We start from the raw sequence: 18277 nt of genomic DNA, 5'->3' as shown, positions 1-18277 counted from the left end.
ACCATCGGCGCGTGACGCTCACTGCGCTGGGTGTGGTTCGCGGGCGTGAGGCCCAGCCCGACGCGTACACCGCGCCCGGCCTGGATTTACGCGGTGCCTTCGGGATCTTCACGCGGACCTTCAGCGCACGCTTCCTCGGCCCGCTGGTCATCATCGCGCTGGCGGTTCGGATCGCCTTGGGTGGCTGGCGCTGGTGGGACCTCGGCGTCCTCGCGATCATCCTGGCCGCCCAGCCGTTCACGGAGTGGATCGTCCATGTCACCGTCCTGCACCTGAAGCCGCGCCGCCTCGGGCCGATCACGATCGACCCGCTGAGCTCGCGCCGGCACCGCCAGCATCACGCCGATCCGAAGGTGCTCGGCCTCGTGCTGGTGCCTCGACCGGTGATGATCGGGACCTGCGCGGTAGCGGTGCTGGTGTTCTGGCTGGTGACTCCGGACTTGCGGCTCGCCCTCACCGGCATCGCCGCGTCGTACGCGATGTACCTCACCTACGAGTGGGTGCACTTCCTGATCCACTCCAGCTACCGGCCGCAGCACTGGTACTACCGCTACATCTGGCGGGCGCACCGGCTGCACCACTTCCGCAACGAGAACTACTGGTTCGGCGTCACCGTGCACGTGGCGGACCACGTGCTGCGGACCTTCCCCGCCAAGGACGCCGTGCCGGTTTCCCCGACGGCGTTCACCCTCGGCGTCGACGCGACTGCCTAGCCGGCGATCCGGGTAGGTAGCGTCAAGCGGGGGTCATCGAAGGAGCCGACGTGAAGGCGTGCACGGTTAAGCCCGGCGACGTATCGAGCGCGCGGGTAGAGGAGATCGGGCCGCCGCCCGAGTCCGACGGCGAGGTGCTGGTCCAAGGCCTGTACGTCGGCATCTGCGGCACCGACGTCGAGGTCTCGGTCGAGGGGTACGGCGAGGCGCCCGCGGGACACGACCGGATCGTGCTGTTCCACGAGTCGCTCGGTCGGGTCCTCGATGCCCCGGCCGGCTCCGGGTTCGCGGCAGGGGACCTGATCGCCGGCGTGGTGCGCCGGCCGGACCCGGTGCCGTGCGAGCCGTGCGGCAGCGACCAGTGGGACTTCTGCCGCAACGGGCAGTTCACCGAGCGCGGCATCAAGGGCCACGACGGCTACGGCTCGGAGCAGTGGCGGGTGCCGGCAAAGTTCGGGATCAAGCTCGATGCGTCGCTGGACAAGCTCGGCGTGCTGCTCGAGCCCACCTCGGTCGTGGCGAAGGCCTGGGACCAGGTCGGCAAGATCGCCGGGCGCTCGGCGTGGACCCCGAAGCAGGCTCTGGTCACGGGCGCCGGTCCGATCGGCCTGCTGGCTGCCCTGATCGGCCGCCAGCGCGGGCTCGACGTCACCGTGCTCGACCGGGTCACCGACGGCCCGAAGCCCGATATGGTCCGCGAGCTCGGCGCGACGTACGTCACCTCCGTCGACGACCTGCCGCACCCGCCGGACGTCGTGATCGAGGCGACCGGGATCGGGCAGCTGGTCTTCGACGTCATCGGCAAGGCGGCGCCGGACGCGGTGGTCTGCCTGACCGGCATCTCCTCCGGTACGCGTGAGGTCGGCGTCGCCACCGACGAGGTCAACAAGTCGATGGTGCTGAGCAACGAGGTGGTCTTCGGATCGGTCAACGCCGGCCTGGTCAACTACGCGCAGGCCGCCGATGCGTTGTCGGCGGCCGACAAGGGGTGGCTGGCAAAGATCATCACGCGAACGGTGCCGATGGCGGACTGGCCGAAGGCGCTCGAGCGCCAGCCCGACGACATCAAGGTGGTCGTCGACCTCACCGCGTGATGACGGCCTAGGGTCGCCACCATGAGCCTGCAGGTGCTCGACTGGCGGCGGCAGGTGTTCGGTCTCTATCGCGACGTCCGCGCCGAGCCGGATCCGGTCGCCGCCCACGAGATGTGGTGCGAGCGCCGCCAGCAGCTGTTCCGTGCGCACCCGGCCTCGGCGAACCGTCGTGCCGTGCTGCGGCACGCGGCCTACGACCCGGCCTTGCGCTTCGACGTCGCACTGGACACCGCGGTCGCTCCGCAGCGGATCGAGGTCGCGACCGGCACGGACGGCATCGTGCCGTTCGAGCGGATCGGCCGGGTCGGGCTCGACGGCATCGGCGTACTGGACGTGTGGTGGCTGGCCTCCTACGGCGGTGGTGTGTGGCTGCCCTTGCGCGACCCGAACCCTGACACCTACGGCGGCGGACGGTACGTGCTCGACACGGTCAAGGGTGCGGACCTCGGCGGCCGGGATGGCCGGCTGGTCGTCGACCTGAACTTCGCCTACAACCCCTCCTGCGCGTACGACGAGGCGTGGGCCTGCCCGCTCGCGCCACCGGGGAACGTCCTCGAGGTCGAGGTCACCGGCGGCGAGCTGCTTCCGGGCTAGCGCCGTGCGTCAGTGCGCGGGCTTTTTGGCGTGCGACTTCGTCGAGCTGGGATTCGGGCTGGGGGAGTGGGTTGGCGTCGGCTTGCTCGACGAGCTCGGTGACGGGCTGGGCGGCGCGGGGGTCGCGACCGGCGGCGGCTTGACGTAGGGCCCGTGGACGTTGACCAGCGTCCCGTAGTCGATCAGCTTGAAGACCTCGGCGGCGGTCGGGATCGGGAGCTCGAGACAGCCGACCGACTGCGGGAAGCCGTACGACGCGCGCGGGAAGCCGTGCACCGCGGAGCCGCCCGAGAAGTAATTGACCCACGGAACGCCCGGGTCCTTGTACTTGGTGCCGTCGGGGTTCGTGCCCTGCATCGTGGTCGAGGTGAAGCGCTCGTAGACCGGGAACGTCCCGAGCGGGGTGGGCGCGGCCGCGACGCCACCGTTGACCGGACTTGTCAGCACGGTCTTGCCGTCGACCCACACCGAGAGGCGTTGCGGAAGGTAGAGGTCCGCCGTCACGTAGCTGTACTTGTCCGGGTCGAGCTTGTCGGCGAGGTCGGCCTTGATCAGCGCGCGCCAGGTATGAATGCCGACCGTGCCGTCGATCGGCAGGCCGTGCTGGTGCTGGAAGGCGATGATCGCGCCCCGGACCACGATCCCGTACTTGCCCGCCGACCAGCCCTGCTTGATGACGGACGGGGTGTTCGGGTAGCGCCACGAGAAGGTGCCCGCCGGTGGGTTGAATACGGCGTTGGCCTCGTCGGCGGCGGTGGTCAGGGTGGGAGCGGTCGTCGTGAGTGGCAGGTAGTGCAACCGCGCGAGGATCTGCTCGGCGCGCAGCAGCGAGCCGGTCGGTGTCGCTGCGCTCGCGAGGGTCTTCGTCGTACCCGACTTCTTCACGTAGCTCACCGTCACTGTCGTGTCCGGTGGGTAGGCGTGGCTCGGGGTGAAGACCGCGGTCGTGCCCTGGCGGGCCCAGCTGCCGGGCACCTTGGGCGTGAGGGTCGGAAGCGGAGTCGCCGAGGTCAGCTGCTTCGCGAACCGCACGCGGATCGAACCGGTCGCGGAGAGGTGGTGCGGCTTGACCCACACCACTTTCAGCGGCGTCGCGCTGACCGGGCTCGCGGAGCTGCTGGGGTTCGAGCCGCCGCCGGCGGCCGATGGCGAGGAGTGGCCGCCGCAACCGGCGAGCACGAGGGTGGCGGCAAGCGCGGCGGCGACGCCCGCCGCCGACCTGTTGACCCGCATCCGGTCTCCAGCCATCAACATCCCCCGCGCTTGCACTCTATGTGAGGTCTTCCGCCTTCTCGGACGGTTGACACCCTCGCTCGGTTCATTCGTTATTGAGACGTTGCGGGGATCGCTTTGGTTGACGGCCGTCGGGTTATCGGCGGGCGTGATGCGCCGGTTGCGATACGATCTTCTCGTGTCTGCGACCCGTTGCTTGCTCCTTCCCGGGCCGCGCTGACTACGCACCACGTCAGCGCGGCGGCCCTCCTGCGTGAGGGCCTTTTCTGTGCCCGGAAGCTCCGATTGACCCTCGGTTGAGAACGAGAGAGCGAGACAGCGATGAGTGAGGCCGCACCCGAGTCGGGATACGACCCGCTGGGCGTCGTGGACAAGTGGCTGCCGGTCTGGGACGACCTGCACGTCTTCGAGCCGGTCGACGACGGATCCCGCCCGCGGGCGTACGTCGTCGACATGTTCAGCTACCCGAGCGGCGACCTGCACATGGGTCATGCCGAGGCGTTCAGCATCGGCGATGCGGTCGCGCGGTTCGCCCGCGCTACCGGTCACGACGTGCTGCACCCGATCGGCTGGGACTCCTTCGGGCTGCCGGCCGAGAACGCCGCACTGGCCCGTGGGCTGGACCCCCGGGACTGGACCTACGCCAACATCGAGGTCCAGTCCGAGGGCTACCGGCGGATGGGCATGTCCTTCGACTGGCGGACCCGGCTGCACACCTCTGACCCGGAGTACTACCGCTGGACCCAGTGGCTGTTCCTGCGGTTGTACGAGCGTGGGCTGGCCTACCGGAAATCGGCACCGGTCAACTGGTGCCCGAAGGACCTGACCGTCCTGGCGAACGAGCAGGTGATCGCCGGCCGCTGCGAGCGCTGCGGCACCGAGGTCACGAAACGCAACCTGACCCAGTGGTTCTTCAAGATCACCGAGTACGCCGAGCGGTTGCTGGCCGACATGGCGGGGCTGGACGGCGTCTGGCCCGGTCCGGTGCTGACGATGCAACGCAATTGGATCGGCCGCTCGACCGGCGCCTACGTCGACTTCCGGATCGAGGGTCGCGACCAGCCGGTCCGGGTCTTCACGACCCGGCCCGACACGTTGTTCGGCGCGACCTTCTTTGTCGTCGCCGCCGACTCGGAGCTGGCGAGTGAGCTGTGTGCGGACGAGCAGCGCGAGGCGTTCACGTCGTACCTGGAGCAGGTGCGGCACTCGACGGAGATCGAGCGGCTGAGCGAGGGACGTGACAAGACCGGCGTGCCGCTGGGCCGGGTCGTGATCAACCCGGTCAACGGCGAGCGGATCGCGGTGTGGGCGGCGGACTACGTCCTGGCTGACTACGGCACCGGGGCGATCATGGCGGTCCCGGCGCACGACCAGCGCGACCTGGACTTCGCGCGGGTCTTCGACCTGCCGGTGCGGATGGTCGTGGACACCGGCGAGCCGGACCCGGCCGAGACGGGCGTCGCAACCACGGGTGACGGCGTGCTGGTGAACAGCGGGCGTTACGACGGGATGACCAAGGACGACGCGATCGCCGCGATCGCGGCGGACCTGGAGTCGGCCGGTGAGGGCGAGCCGGCGGTGACCTACCGGTTGCGCGACTGGCTGCTGTCACGGCAGCGCTACTGGGGCTGCCCGATCCCGATCGTGCACTGCCCGTCCTGCGGCGAGCTGCCGGTGCCGGACGACCAGCTGCCGGTGCTGTTGCCGACGGAGGGCTACGAGCTGCGCCCCACCGGCGGCGAGTCACCCCTGTCCTCGGCGACCGAGTGGGTGAAGGTCGACTGCCCGTCGTGCGGCGGCCCCGCCTCGCGTGACACCGACACGATGGACACGTTCGTCGACTCGGCGTGGTATTACCTGCGCTACCCGTCGGTGGACGACTCCCAGGCCGCGTTCGATCCGCAGCGCACCGCCGACTGGTTACCGGTCGACGAGTACATCGGCGGCGTCGAGCACGCGATCCTGCATCTGCTGTACTCCCGGTTCCTGACCAAGGCCCTGTACGACATGGGCATGGTCGGGTTCACCGAACCGTTCACCCGCCTGACCAATCAAGGCCAGGTGATCATGGACGGCGCGGCGATGTCGAAGTCGAAGGGCAACCTGGTCAACCTGCAGGAAGAGCTGGCCAAGTACGGTCCGGACGCAGTGCGCGTGACCATGCTGTTCGCCGGGCCGCCCGAGGACGACATCGACTGGGCCGATGTGTCGCCCACCGGCGCGGTGAAGTGGCTGGCCCGGGTCTGGCGCGTGGCCAGCGACGTCGGGTCGGCCGCGATGGACTCGGACCCGACGACGGGCGATGCGGAGATCCGGCGCGCGGTGCACAAGCTGATCGCGGACGCGACCGAGCATGCGCGGACCAAGCGGTTCAACGTCACGATCGCGCGGTTGATGGAGCTGACCTCGCTGGTCCGCAAGGCAATCGATGGTGGCGGGCTGTCGACGCCCGAGCGCGCCGCCGCGATCCGCGAGGCGGCCGAGGCGCTGGCGCGGATGCTGTCGATCTTCGCGCCGTTCACCGCGGAGGAGGCCTGGTCGCTGCTCGGCCGCGCTCCTTCGGTGGTCTTCGCCGAGTGGCCGGGGTACGACGAGACGCTCTTGGTCGAGGACGAGGTCACGTGTGTGGTCCAGGTCGACGGCAAGGTCCGCGACCGGCTGACCGTCGCGGCGGATGTCTCTGAGGATGCGTTGCGCGAGCTCGCCCTGGCCGCGCCCGGCGTGGCGCGCGCCCTGGCCGGCCGTGAGGTGCGGACGGTGATCGTCCGCGCGCCGCGGCTGGTCAACGTCGTGGCTGCCTGAGCCGCGTCCACCAGTCGGGCGCGAGGCGCGGTCTTCCACAGCACGACGCGACGCTGAGATCGCGCCGGGGAACCGACCTACGGTCGCGCCGTGGTGCGATCGAGCCGGGCGGCAGCGACGGCCGACGATCGGGCGCGGGCCGGCGAACGCTTGGCCGCGCTCGGACTCGGCCGGCCCGCGAGCGGCTGGACTCCCGCGCTGTCGTCGGTCGATCTGGACCCGCCGCCGCCGACCGACGGCGACGTCCCGCTCCTGCGACAAGCAGCGCCCGCGACCACGGCGCCCGCGGACCTGAATCGGGTGGAGTCGAGTGGGCCAGCCGGTCCACCGCCGTTCGGCGAGCTCGCCCGCGCCTGGGCGATCGACCGCTCGCCGCCTTGGTCGCACGGCGTGCTGGGCCGGCTCACGGGCCGGGCGGCAGCGGGCACCGTGCTCGCCCTGGTCGCTCTTGTCGCGGCCGGCGTGCTGCTGGTCCGTCACCACGCCGCCGGCCCGGCTGACCCGTACCAACCGAGCGCGGGTGCATCGGTCCCGATCGGCCAGCCGTCCGACCCCGCACCCGTGGCGAGCGATGCGGGCTCCTCGATCGTCGTTGATGTCGGCGGCCGGGTGCGCAAGCCAGGGCTCGTGACGCTGCCGGTCGGCGCGAGGGTGGCCGATGCGATCGCGGCGGCGGGCGGCCCGCTGCACCACCGCGAGCTGGCGACGATCGACCTCGCGGCTCGGGTCAGCGACGGCCAGCTCCTTCTGATCGGCGTGCAGAACACATCCGGCACGGCCACCGACGGCACGGACTCCGGCGGGGTCGACGGCTCCGGCGGCTCGCCGGCACCGATCGGGCTGAACTCCGCCACGCTCGACCAGCTCGAGACGCTTCCCGGCGTCGGCCCGGTGACCGCGCAGAAGATCATCGACTGGCGCGATGCCCACAACGGGTTCAGCAGCGTCGCGCAGCTTCAGCAGGTGCCCGGCATCGGCCCCGCCCGGTACGCCGAGCTGTCACCGCTGGTGACGCCATAGATCTGTCCACTGGCTTGACGGTCAACCAAATTGACCAGTGTGCGGAGGCGCCGTACTGTGCTCGTCATGGCCGAACCCCCCGCTGCCGGCGGCGAACATCCGCACGGACTGGCGCACGACCCGCACGATCTGGACGACATTGCGCTGCCGGCGCTGATGCGCGCGGCCCGCGGGACCTACGCGAACGCGATCCGCGGCCACCTGGCCGCGCGAGGGCTGGACGACCTGCCACGAAACGGTGCCTTCGTGCTGGGCGGCATGGCGAACCGTGCCGGGTCGGCCGGAGACATGGTGCGCGGGCTCGGCATCACGAAGCAGGCGGCGAGCCAGCTGATCGAGACGCTCGTCGCGCGGGGCTACCTGGTCCGCGAGCCGCACCCGGACGACCGCCGCCGGACGGTCGTGCAGCTCACCGAGCGCGGTCGCGAGGCTGCGCGGGCGACCGCTGCAGGCGTTGATGACGTCGACACCGAGCTGGTGCAGATGATCACGGCGGAGCAGCTGGCCGGCCTTCGGGCCGGACTGCACGCGCTGGCCCACATCAAGCACGAAATGGCCGGCGAGCCCGACGAACCCTGACCCCCCGGCGGCATCTCGTGGTTGGCGCGCCGGGGGCCGCGAGAGACGGACAGCGACGCCGTGTTCAGGAGCGGCATGATGTGCTCGTGCTTCACGATGTCCTGATCATCGGCGGCATCGCCATCGGTGCGCTTCTCTACACGGCGTACATGTGGAAGACGCGCGTGAAGCGCCGAGCGTTCGCGCGCAGGGTCGCGCGTGCCGAGCGGATCCGCCGCTCGGCAGGGCGGCCCGGCCTCGGCCCGTGGAACTGGGGATAGGGGCCGCCTGAGCGGCCCGTGCGGAACCTGCCGGGCGGTCCACAGATCTCGCTCCCGGCCGCGTTGTCCACCGTTGCTTCTGCGACCGGTCGGCTCGATCGCGAGGCTCCTACCGTCGCCGCGTGCCTGAGCTCACGACCGCTGACCGAAGGTTGATCGCGGCCGCAGTCGGCGCCTGGTCGTCGACCGCTGTCTGCACCTTGCTCGCGGTCCGGACCGGGTTGGCCGTTGCGGCTGCGGCGTCCGTGCTCGGCGTTGTCGGTCGCGCGCGGGCCGGGCCGGTCGCGGCGTTGGTCGTTGCGTCCATGCTCGGCGTCTTGCTGGGGTCGCTCGCGGCGGTGTGGCATGTGCACGACCTTCGCGCCAGCACGGTCGCGCGACTCGCTGCCCACCGTGCCGATGTCGACCTGGTTGCGCGACTCGTGCGCGACCCGATCGCGAGCACGGCCGCCGTCGGGCTGACCATCGTCGATGCGACCGCCACGTCGGTGCACGCGGAGGGCTGGCGTCGAGCGAGCAGTCCGATCCTGGTCTTGTCGTACTCGGACGGGTGGACCGGGCTGCTACCCGGTCAGCGGGTCGAGCTGACCGGTCGGCTCGAGGCGGCGCGGCGGGGTGACGACGTCGCCGCGGTCCTCGACGCCCGCGGGCCACCGATCGCGATCGGGGTGCCGCCGTGGTGGCAGCGCCTGGCCGGCCGGGCCCGGGCCGCGCTGCGCCGAGCCTGCGGCGGCCTGCCCGTGGACGAGCGCGGCCTGCTGCCCGGCCTCGTTGACGGTGACGTCTCCGACGTTCCACCGTCGTTACAGACCGACATGCGGCTCACCGGGCTCACGCACCTGGAAGCGGTGTCGGGTGAGAACGTCAGCGTCGTGCTGGCGGTGACGCTCGCGCTCGCCCGTGCTCTCGGCGTACGCCGCCGCACGCGGATCGCCGTCGCCGCAACCGCGCTGACCGGGTTCGTGGTGCTGGCCAGGCCTTCGCCGAGCGTGCTGCGGGCCGCAGTGATGGGCGGAGTCGCGTTGTTCGTCTTGGCCGTGGGCCGCAAGGTGCGCCCGATCCGGCTGCTGGCCTTTGCCGTGCTCGGGTTGGTCCTGGTCAACCCGTTCCTCGCCCGCACCGTCGGGTTCGGACTGTCCGTATGCGCGACGGCGGCGCTCCTGCTGGTCGCGCCGGGCTGGACGGATCGGCTGGCCCGGCACATGCCGAGACCGCTGGCGGTGGCGATCGCGGTGCCGGCCGCGGCGCAGCTGGCCTGCACGCCGCTGCTGGTGATGACGTTCGGCCAGCTGACGCCGTACGCCGTTCCGGCCAACCTGCTCGCCGCGCCCGCGGTCGTGCCGGCCACGATCCTCGGCGTTGTGTGCGCGTTGCTCGCGACGCTTGTTCCCGTCCTGGCACCGCCGGTGGCATGGCTGGCCGCGCTGGCGACCGCGGTGATCGCGCTGGTCGCGCGCTCGTTGGCCGGGCTGCCCGGCGCCGGCTTGCGCTGGCCCGGTGCACCACCGGTGGCCGTCGTCGCCGTCGGGCTGGTCGTCGTGATCGCGATCGCCCGTCGGTACGTCGGTCGGGCGTCGCAGCCGCGTGACATTCTTGGCCGGTGGCCGCCATGACGCTCGTCGTCGGGGACGAGGAGCTGTTGGTCTCCCGGGCAGTGGCGAGAGCACTCGGCGCGGTCGCCGCGACTGCCGCGGCTGCCTCGCCGGGAGACGAGCCCGCCGAAGTGATCAGCACCTCGCACGAGATCGATGCCGGGCAGGCCAGCGTCGACGAGCTGGCCGAAATCCTCGGCCCGTCCCTGTTCGCGGAAGACCGTCCCGTCGTGGTCCGCAACCTGCAGGACGCCGACAAGGCATTCGTCGCCGCCCTCACCGAGTTCGCGCAGTCCCCCGAGCCGGGCGTGAGCATCATCGGCGTGCATGCAGGGGGCGTGAAGGGCAAGGCCGGGCTCGAGACCCTTCGCGGCGCAGGGGCGCACGTCGTCACGGTGTCGCCGGTCAAGACGATGCGCGACCGCGAGCAGTTCGTCGTCGACGAGGTGCGGGCGGCCGGGGCCAGCCTCGACCACGATGCGGCCGCCGAGCTGGTCGCCGCGATCGGCACCGACCTGCGGGAGCTGTCCACGGCGGCGATGCAGCTCGCTGCCGACGTCGGTGGCTTGATCTCGGTCGAGGAGGTCGCCGTCTACTACCGCGGCCGGGCCGAGTCGACCGGGTTCGCGGTCGCGGACCGAGCCGTCGACGGGGATGCCGCGGCCGCCCTCGAGACCTTGCGGTGGGCCTTCGCGACCGGCCTGGACCCAGTTCTGGTCAGCAGCTCGCTCGCCGCCAACCTGCGCCTGATCGCCCAGGTCGGTGCCGCCGGTCAAGGCTCGCCGGACGCGCTCGCGGCGAAGCTGCGGATGCCGGCGTGGAAGGTCCGCCGGGCTCAGGGCTGGCTGCGGCGCTGGCGGCCCGAGTCGGTGGGCGAAGCGATCCGGGCGGTTGCCGTCGCGGACGCCGACCTCAAAGGCGCGGCAGACGATGCGGCGTACGCCGTTGAGCGGGCGGTGCTGGCGGTGGCTGCGGCGGCCAGCCATTCCGGCGGGCGCTAGACCGACGCCGCGCTGAACCCGCTGTGCGGCGCTGCGCTAGAGCGACTGGGCGCGCTGCGCCATCGCCGACTTGCGGTTGGCGGCCTGGTTGCCGTGGATGACGCCCTTGCTGGCCGCCTTGTCGAGCAGCCGGGACGCGCTGCGCATCGCGGTCGTCGCGGCATCGGTGTCGCCGGAGTCGGCCGCCTCGCGGAAGCGGCGCACGGCGGTCTTGAGCTCGGACTTCACACCCTTGTTGCGCAACCGGCGCGCTTCGTTCTGGCGGTTGCGCTTGATCTGGGACTTGATGTTGGCCACGCGGGAACTACCTCGATCGACGGGTGTGGAGATTCGGCCTGACAGGTTATCAGCCGACCGCCGTCCGAAGCGAACGCCGAGCAGCCCGGCGCCCCGGTCCGGAGCCGGATTCGTGACACGATGGAATGTGCCCGCCGACTCCGATGCCGCCGCCTCCCGGCGTACCGATCCGGCCCGGATCCGCAATTTCTGCATCATCGCGCACATCGACCACGGCAAGTCGACGCTCGCCGACCGGATGCTGGAGATCACCGGCATCGTCGAGAGCCGCAACATGCGGGCGCAGTACCTCGACAAGATGGACATCGAGCGTGAGCGCGGCATCACGATCAAGGCACAGAACGTCCGGCTGCCGTGGTCGGTCAACGGCGAGCAGTACGTGCTCGACCTGATCGACACCCCCGGCCACGTCGACTTCTCCTACGAGGTCAGCCGCAGCCTGGCCGCCTGCGAGGGTGCGGTCCTTCTCGTCGATGCGGCGCAGGGCATCGAGGCGCAGACCCTCGCCAACCTCTACCTCGCGATCGACAACGACCTCACGATCATCCCGGTGCTCAACAAGATCGACCTGCCCGCTGCGCAGCCGGACAAGTACGCCGAAGAGATCGCGCACATCATCGGCTGTCGCCCCGACGAGGTGCTTCGGGTGAGCGCCAAGACCGGCGAAGGCGTGCGCGACCTGCTCGACGAGGTGGTCCGGCAGGTGCCGGCCCCCGTCGGCAACCCGGAGGCGCCGCCGCGCGCGCTCATCTTCGACTCCGTGTACGACGTCTACCGCGGCGTCATCACCTACGTCCGCGTGGTCGACGGCCGGCTCAGCACGCACGACCGCTGCCTGATGATGTCGACCGGTGCTTCGCACGAGACGCTCGAAGTCGGGGTCGCCGCACCGGATCAGACGCCCACCGGCAGCCTCGGCGTCGGCGAGGTGGGCTACGTCATCCCGGGCGTCAAGAACGTCCGCCAGGCCCGGGTCGGCGACACGATCACCAGCGCGACCCGCCCGGCCGTGGAGTCGCTCGGCGGCTACCGGCACCCGAAGCCGATGGTCTACTCCGGGCTGTATCCGATCGACGGCAGCGACTACCCGATCCTGCGCGATGCGCTCGACAAGCTGCAGCTCAACGACGCAGCGCTTCTCTACGAACCCGAGACCTCGACCGCACTCGGCTTCGGCTTCCGTTGCGGTTTCCTCGGCCTGCTGCACCTGGAGATCGTTCGTGAGCGGCTGGAGCGCGAGTTCGACCTTGCGCTGATCTCGACCGCACCCAACGTGGTCTACCGGGTCGAGCTCGAGACCGGCGGCGAGGTCACGGTCACCAACCCTGCGGACTGGCCGACCGGCAAGATCGGCGAGGTCTTCGAGCCGGTCGTCGATGCCATGCTGCTGCTTCCGACCGAGTACGTCGGTGCCGTCATGGACCTCTGCCAGACCCGACGCGGCTCCCTGAAAGGAATGGAGTACCTCTCCGAGGACCGGGTCGAGCTGAAGTACATGCTGCCGCTCGCAGAGATCATCTTTGACTTCTTCGACCAGCTGAAGTCGCGGACCCGTGGTTACGCCAGCCTCGACTACGAACCGGCCGGCGAGCAGGAGGCGGACCTGGTCAAGGTCGACATCCTGCTCCAAGGTGAGCCCGTCGACGCGTTCAGTGCGATCGTGCACAAGGACAAGGCTTACGGCTACGGCACGTTGATGGCGTCCAAGCTGCGCGAGCTGATCCCGCGCCAGCAGTTCGAGGTGCCGATTCAGGCAGCGATCGGGACCCGTGTCATCGCGCGGGAGAACATCCGCGCGATGCGCAAGGACGTGCTCGCGAAGTGCTACGGCGGTGACATCACCCGCAAGCGAAAGCTGCTGGAGAAGCAGAAGGAAGGAAAGCGCCGGATGAAGATGGTCGGGCGCGTCGAGGTTCCGCAGGAGGCGTTCATCGCGGCGCTCTCCACCGGCGAACCCGCAAAATCCTGATTGCGGCACTTCCTAGGGTGAGGGTGTGCCCCTCACCAGCGTGCTTCCGGCGAAGGGCGCGCCGAGAGTGCTGGCCGTCGCGACCTTGGTCAACATGCTCGGCAACGGACTGTTCTTCACTGCGTCTGCGCTCTACCTCACGCGCATCGTCGGGTTCTCGGTGCGCGAGGTGGGTGTCGGCCTGACGATCGCCGGACTCGTCGGCCTGTTCGCCAACGTCCCCGCCGGGCGGATCGCGGAGCTGGTCGGGCCCCGCGAGGTGCTCGTCGCCGTGCAGGTCTTCGCCGGGCTGTTCATGGTGGCGTACGCGTTCGTCCACTCGTTCTGGGTGTTCCTGATCATCGCGTGCGGCGAGCTGGTGTCGACCAACGCGGCCAACGCGGTGCGCAATGGCCTGATCGCTACCGCGGTTGCCGGCGAGGACCGCGTGCACACCCGCGCCTACCTGCGGTCAGTGACCAACCTCGGGATCGGGCTCGGCTCCGCGCTCGCTGGTGTCGCTCTGCACGTCGACACCCGCGCGGCGTACATGACCTTGATCATCGCGGACGCGGTGACCTTCGTCGTGACCGCCGCACTGATCACGCGGCTGCCGCACGTGCCTCCGCTGCCGCGCGACGTCGGCGAAGGACCGCGGCTGGTCGCGCTGCGAGACCGCCCCTATCTCTCGCTGGTCGCTCTCAACTCGCTGTTGTGCGTGCACAACGGCCTGCTGGAGATCGGCGTTCCGCTCTGGGTCGTGCGACACACGTCCGCACCGCGCGCGATGGTTGCCGTGATCTTCGTGCTCAACACTGCGATGTGTGTGCTGTTCCAGGTGCGGGCGAGTCGGGGTGTGGACGACCTGAAGTCGTCCGTTCGCGCCGTACGTCGTTGCGGGGTGCTGTTCCTCCTCGCCTGCACCGTGTACGGACTGACCGGCGGCCGCGACCGGGATGTCGCGATCGTGCTGCTCATCGTGGCCGAGCTGATCCATGTCACCGGGGAGCTGTTCCAGGCCGCCGGTTCATGGGGTATCGGGTATGGCCTCGCGCCCGAGCTGTTGCAGGGGCAGTACCAAGGCCTGTTCAGCATGAGCTACGCCATCGCCAACATGCTCGCGCCGGTGATCGTCACGACGTTCGTGGTCAGCGATGGGCTGGCGGGCTGGATCGGCATCGGAGTCCTGTTCCTCGTCGTCGCGTTCGCGACCGGCCCGGTCGGCCGGTGGGCGGAAGCGAACCGGCCCGCGCTGAGTGCCGCCGTGCAACCCTTGTAGGCGTGAAGCTCCTCCTGATCGGCCCGCCCGGCTCGGGCAAGGGCACGCAGGGCGATCGGCTGGCGGAGAAGTTCGGGCTCGAGCACATCGCCGCCGGTGACCTGCTGCGCGCCGAGGTCGAGGCCGGTACGCCGATCGGTACGAAGGCCAAGGAGTACCTCGACCAGGGCGAGCTGGTGCCGGACGAGCTCGTGATCGAGCTCGTGATGCCGGTGGTCGCCGCCGCGGTGGAGCGGAACGGCTATGTGCTCGACGGCTTCCCGCGTTCGGTCGGTCAGGCGGTGGTCGCGCGCGGCATGGCAGAGGAGATCGGTGCCGTGCCGGACGCCGTGATCTACCTCGACGCGTCACGTGACGTGCTCGTCGAGCGGATCCTCGCCCGCGCCAAGACCGAGGGGCGCAGTGACGACACGGCCGAGGTCGTGCACAACCGGCTCGAGGTCTTCGACGAGGCCACCCGGCCGCTGATCGACTACTACCGCAGCCGCGGCCTGCTGCGGGTTGTCAACGGCGATCTCAGCGAGGAAGAGGTCACCGCCGAGATCCTCGCGGCGATCGGCGACGTCAGCGATCGCTGAGCCGGGCTGATGCCCTCGACGTTGCCAGTCGGCGAGCCGGCGCCCGCCGACGGCCGGCTGCCCGGCGCCGCGCTGGATGGCGCCGGTGACCGATCGTTCGGGGTCTACGTGCATGTGCCGTTCTGCGCGACCCGCTGCGGCTACTGCGACTTCAACACCTACACCGCGGCCGAGCTGGGCGGCGGCGCGTCACAGTCGCAGTACGCCGAGACAGCAATCGCCGAGCTCGAGCTCTCCCGACGCGTGCTCGGCCCGGGCGCGGCACCCGTATCCACCGTGTTCTTCGGCGGCGGCACGCCGACCCTGCTTCCTGCCGGCGACCTGGTTCGCATCCTGCGCCGGATCGACGAGCTGTTCGGACTCGTGCCCGACGCAGAGGTCACCACGGAGGCGAACCCGGAGTCGGTGACGCCGGGCTCGCTGGCGGCGCTTCGCGACGGCGGCTTCACGCGGGTCAGCTTCGGCATGCAGTCGGTCGTTCCGCACGTGCTCGCCGTGCTCGACCGCCGGCACACGCCGGGCCGGGCGGCGGCCGCCGTGACCGAGGCGAAGGCGGCCGGGTTCGACCATCTGAGCGTCGACCTGATCTACGGCGCGCCCGGCGAGTCCGACCAGGACTGGCAGGCATCGCTGGACGCCGCGACAGCGACGGACGTCGACCACGTGTCGGCGTACTCACTCATCCTCGAACCGGGCACCCGGCTGGCTGCGCAGGTTGCGCGCGGACAGCTGACTGCGACCGACGACGACCTGCTCGCCGACCGCTATGAGCTGGCCGAGCGCGCACTGACCGCGGCCGGGTTCGAGTGGTACGAGGTGTCCAACTGGGCGCGCCGGCCGGAGGACCGGGCCCGGCACAACCTGCTCTACTGGACCGGCGGTGACTGGTGGGGGATCGGCCCGGGCGCGCACAGCCATGTCGGGGGCGTGCGGTGGTGGAACGTCAAGCACCCGCGCGACTATGCAGCGGCCATTGCAGCAGGTCGCTCGCCGGCCGCGGCGCGGGAGCGCCTTGACGCCCAGCAACGCGCGGCCGAGGACGTCCTGCTGCGGCTGCGACTGCGCGAGGGTCTGCGGCTCGAGCCGCTGAGTGATGCCGGGCTGGCCGCGGCGGCCCGAGCCCGCGATGACGGCCTGCTGGAAGCCGCGGCGTACGACGAGGGGCGTGCCGTGCTCACGCTGCGCGGCCGGCTGCTCGCCGACGCCGTGGTCCGCGATCTTGTCGCGTGATGTTTGTCCACAGGTCACCGAAGGTGGGGGTTCGTGTCATAGGCCGGGGGCACGCTGATGCCATGGCCGATTTGTTCGCGATCGTCGGACTCGTCGCCGTGGGTTTGCTGACCCTCGCCCGCTGGTGGGAAGAGCACTGACGCGTCGCCCAGCCGCACGCTCGCGGCGTTGTCGTCGTCGGCGTAGGTCCGGTTCTCTCGCCGGTGTGATGATGGGCCGGTGCCCGAGCCCGATCCCGACGAGATCGCCCAGGTCGTCGCTGCCGCGAAGGTCGGTCACGACCGGCTGAACGCCACGATCGCCGGGCTCACCGACGACCAGGCGCGCAGCCCGTCGCTCCTGCCCGGCTGGACGGTCGGGCACGCGCTGACCCACATCGCCCGCAACGGCGACTCCCACACCCGGATGTTGCGGGCGGCGATCGCCGGCGACTCGGTCAGCCAGTACGCCGGCGGGCACGAGCGGCGGGCCGCCGATATCGAGGCCGGCGCGGCCCGCTCGGCGCGCGAGCTCGTCGATGACGTCGCCGCCAGCTCGGCCACCCTCGACGCGACCTGGGATGCGATGACCGCCGAGGCGTGGGCGGGGCACGGTCTCAACGCGGGCGGCGAGACCTGGCCGTGCGCGGCGATGCCGATGCACCGCTGGCGCGAGGTCGAGATCCATCACGTCGATCTCGGGCTCGGCTACGAGCCGATGGACTGGCCGGACGGGTACGTAGACCGCGAGCTGGCGATCAGCCTGCGGCTGCTGCCCGAGCGGCTCGGCGGCGCGGATCAGCGCGCGCTGCTCGCCTGGCTGCTCGGCCGGGCCGACCTGCCCACCCACCTCGAGCTCGCCCCGTGGCAGCACCGGCCCGACCACTACCTGCGGTGACGCCGATCCGTGTGGCCGATGGGGTACGGCGCGTCCGTTCCCCGGGCGGACCGCCGGACTCGCGTAGAATTGGCACTCGGGACGACTGAGTGCCAGCCGACTGCCGGCTGAGCCCCGGCGCCGGCGCACGAAGGCTCGAGGAGGGTCGGCATGCTTGACGACCGCAAGCTCGAGGTCCTGCGTGCCATCGTCGAGGACTACGTCTCGACCAACGAGCCGGTCGGATCCAAGGTGCTGGTCGAGCGACACCATCTCGGCGTCTCGCCCGCGACCATCCGCAACGACATGGCCGCCCTCGAGGACGAGGGATACATCACCCAGCCGCACACCAGCGCCGGCCGGGTGCCGACCGACAAGGGTTACCGGCTGTTCGTCGACAAGCTCTCGACGGTCAAGCCGCTGACGCCGCCGGAGCGCCGGGCGATCGAGGAGTTCCTTCGCGGCGCGGTCGACCTCGACGACGTCGTGACCAGAAGCGTCCGGCTGCTCGCGCAGCTCACCCGCCAGGTTGCGGTCGTGCAGTACCCGTCGCTCAGCCGGTCCTCCGTGCGCCACCTCGAGATCGTCCGGCTCTCCGAGACCCGGTTGATGATCGTCCTGATCACCGATACGGGACGGGTCGAGCAGCGCGTGGTCGAGCTGCCCGGTGCGCTCAGCGAGGACGAGGTGGCGGAGCTGCGTACGGCGTTCAACTCCCGGATGGTCGGCCGCCGGCTGGCCGACGCGGCCGGGCTGCTCACCGACCTTCCCGAGACCGTCGCCGCCGACGCGCGGCCCACGATCGTCGCGGTGCTCTCCACGGTCCTCGAGACCCTCGTCGAGCGGGTCGACGGACGCGTGGCGCTGGCCGGGACGGCCAACCTGGCGCGCAGCGCCGCGCTGGACTTCCCTGGCTCGATCCGGCCCGTGCTCGAGGCACTCGAGGAGCACGTCGTACTACTCCGGCTGCTCGACGAGGCACGCGACCCGCAAACCGTGCACGTGAGCATCGGCATCGAGAACGCCTACGAGGGCCTGCAGACCACCTCGGTCGTCACTACCGGGTACGGCGCCGACGCCTCGACGGCGCTCGCGTCCCTCGGCGTCGTCGGGCCGACCCGGATGGACTACCCCGGCGCCATGGGTGCCGTGCTCGCCGTGGCGCGCTACGTGGGCCAGATCCTGGCCGGCGGCTGAGGCCG

The 18277-nt window shown here is 70.7% G+C and carries 17 protein-coding genes; 15 read left to right on the top strand and 2 right to left on the bottom strand.

Going from position 1 to position 18277, the window contains the following annotated elements; translation table 11 throughout:
- The first annotated feature begins 11 nt into the window (after window positions 1–11).
- From VME70_12860 to VME70_12850, 3 genes are read left to right on the top strand one after another with little or no spacing between them, the layout of a single operon-like run.
- Window positions 12–713: a sterol desaturase family protein gene (locus VME70_12860; protein HTW21089.1), complete on the top strand. Its 702-nt coding sequence runs from the start codon at window positions 12–14 to the stop codon at window positions 711–713.
- Between the two features lie 50 nt (window positions 714–763).
- Window positions 764–1807: a glucose 1-dehydrogenase gene (locus VME70_12855; protein ID HTW21088.1), complete on the top strand. Its 1044-nt coding sequence runs from the start codon at window positions 764–766 to the stop codon at window positions 1805–1807.
- Window positions 1808–1828: 21 nt separating this feature from the next.
- Window positions 1829–2401, top strand: a complete 573-nt coding sequence (locus tag VME70_12850; GenBank protein ID HTW21087.1) for a DUF1684 domain-containing protein — start codon at window positions 1829–1831, stop codon at window positions 2399–2401.
- A 9-nt stretch (window positions 2402–2410) separates the two neighbouring features.
- Here VME70_12850 and VME70_12845 read toward each other — a convergent pair whose 3' ends face one another.
- Window positions 2411–3649 (bottom strand): L,D-transpeptidase family protein, encoded by a 1239-nt coding sequence (locus tag VME70_12845; protein HTW21086.1) that lies wholly within the window; start codon window positions 3647–3649, stop codon window positions 2411–2413.
- A gap of 306 nt (window positions 3650–3955) precedes the next feature.
- Between VME70_12845 and leuS the strand changes: the two genes are divergently transcribed.
- The 6 genes from leuS to VME70_12815 all read left to right on the top strand — a co-directional run bounded on the left by leuS (window position 3956) and on the right by VME70_12815 (window position 10888).
- A complete protein-coding gene (gene leuS, locus VME70_12840; protein HTW21085.1) occupies window positions 3956–6436 on the top strand; it encodes a leucine--tRNA ligase in 2481 nt (826 codons plus the stop codon).
- A 90-nt stretch (window positions 6437–6526) separates the two neighbouring features.
- A complete protein-coding gene (locus VME70_12835; protein ID HTW21084.1) occupies window positions 6527–7456 on the top strand; it encodes a ComEA family DNA-binding protein in 930 nt (309 codons plus the stop codon).
- Between the two features lie 66 nt (window positions 7457–7522).
- Window positions 7523–8035 (top strand): MarR family transcriptional regulator, encoded by a 513-nt coding sequence (locus tag VME70_12830; protein ID HTW21083.1) that lies wholly within the window; start codon window positions 7523–7525, stop codon window positions 8033–8035.
- An 86-nt stretch (window positions 8036–8121) separates the two neighbouring features.
- Window positions 8122–8295: a hypothetical protein gene (locus VME70_12825; GenBank protein ID HTW21082.1), complete on the top strand. Its 174-nt coding sequence runs from the start codon at window positions 8122–8124 to the stop codon at window positions 8293–8295.
- Window positions 8296–8417: 122 nt separating this feature from the next.
- A complete protein-coding gene (locus tag VME70_12820) occupies window positions 8418–9908 on the top strand; it encodes a ComEC/Rec2 family competence protein (protein ID HTW21081.1) in 1491 nt (496 codons plus the stop codon).
- A complete protein-coding gene (locus VME70_12815) occupies window positions 9896–10888 on the top strand; it encodes a DNA polymerase III subunit delta (GenBank protein ID HTW21080.1) in 993 nt (330 codons plus the stop codon). Before VME70_12820 ends, VME70_12815 begins: the two co-directional genes overlap by 13 nt.
- Before the next feature lie 36 nt (window positions 10889–10924).
- Here VME70_12815 and rpsT read toward each other — a convergent pair whose 3' ends face one another.
- The gene (gene rpsT, locus VME70_12810; protein ID HTW21079.1) at window positions 10925–11185 is read right to left on the bottom strand and encodes a 30S ribosomal protein S20; all 261 of its coding nucleotides are present in this window, start codon (window positions 11183–11185) and stop codon (window positions 10925–10927) included.
- A 127-nt stretch (window positions 11186–11312) separates the two neighbouring features.
- Between rpsT and lepA the strand changes: the two genes are divergently transcribed.
- From lepA to hrcA, 6 genes are all read left to right on the top strand, one after another.
- Entirely contained in the window at window positions 11313–13154 is a 1842-nt protein-coding gene (gene lepA / locus VME70_12805; protein ID HTW21078.1) for a translation elongation factor 4, read from the top strand.
- A 25-nt stretch (window positions 13155–13179) separates the two neighbouring features.
- On the top strand, window positions 13180–14412 hold the full coding sequence (locus tag VME70_12800) for an MFS transporter (protein HTW21077.1): 1233 nt from the start codon (window positions 13180–13182) through the stop codon (window positions 14410–14412).
- 2 nt (window positions 14413–14414) lie between these two features.
- On the top strand, window positions 14415–14990 hold the full coding sequence (locus VME70_12795; GenBank protein ID HTW21076.1) for an adenylate kinase: 576 nt from the start codon (window positions 14415–14417) through the stop codon (window positions 14988–14990).
- Window positions 14991–14999: 9 nt separating this feature from the next.
- Entirely contained in the window at window positions 15000–16220 is a 1221-nt protein-coding gene (gene hemW / locus VME70_12790) for a radical SAM family heme chaperone HemW (GenBank protein HTW21075.1), read from the top strand.
- A gap of 219 nt (window positions 16221–16439) precedes the next feature.
- Window positions 16440–17096, top strand: a complete 657-nt coding sequence (locus tag VME70_12785; protein HTW21074.1) for a maleylpyruvate isomerase N-terminal domain-containing protein — start codon at window positions 16440–16442, stop codon at window positions 17094–17096.
- A gap of 150 nt (window positions 17097–17246) precedes the next feature.
- Entirely contained in the window at window positions 17247–18272 is a 1026-nt protein-coding gene (gene hrcA, locus VME70_12780) for a heat-inducible transcriptional repressor HrcA (GenBank protein ID HTW21073.1), read from the top strand.
- Window positions 18273–18277: the final 5 nt, after the last annotated feature.

It is taken from the genome of Mycobacteriales bacterium (assembly GCA_035504215.1).
In the GTDB taxonomy this organism is placed as follows: domain Bacteria; phylum Actinomycetota; class Actinomycetes; order JAFAQI01; family JAFAQI01; genus DATAUK01.
The sequence above is the reverse complement of the archived record's forward strand: the minus strand, read 5'-3'. Positions and strand labels throughout refer to the sequence as shown.

Excerpts from the sequence above, each read along its gene's own strand:
- VME70_12850 (HTW21087.1), top strand. The coding sequence starts at position 1,829 with ATGAGCCTGCAGGTGCTCGACTGGCGGCGGCAGGTGTTCGGTCTCTAT.
- VME70_12845 (HTW21086.1), bottom strand. The coding sequence starts at position 3,649 with ATGGCTGGAGACCGGATGCGGGTCAACAGGTCGGCGGCGGGCGTCGCC.
- leuS (HTW21085.1), top strand. The coding sequence starts at position 3,956 with ATGAGTGAGGCCGCACCCGAGTCGGGATACGACCCGCTGGGCGTCGTG.
- VME70_12830 (HTW21083.1), top strand. The coding sequence starts at position 7,523 with ATGGCCGAACCCCCCGCTGCCGGCGGCGAACATCCGCACGGACTGGCG.
- hemW (HTW21075.1), top strand. The coding sequence starts at position 15,000 with ATGCCCTCGACGTTGCCAGTCGGCGAGCCGGCGCCCGCCGACGGCCGG.
- hrcA (HTW21073.1), top strand. The coding sequence starts at position 17,247 with ATGCTTGACGACCGCAAGCTCGAGGTCCTGCGTGCCATCGTCGAGGAC.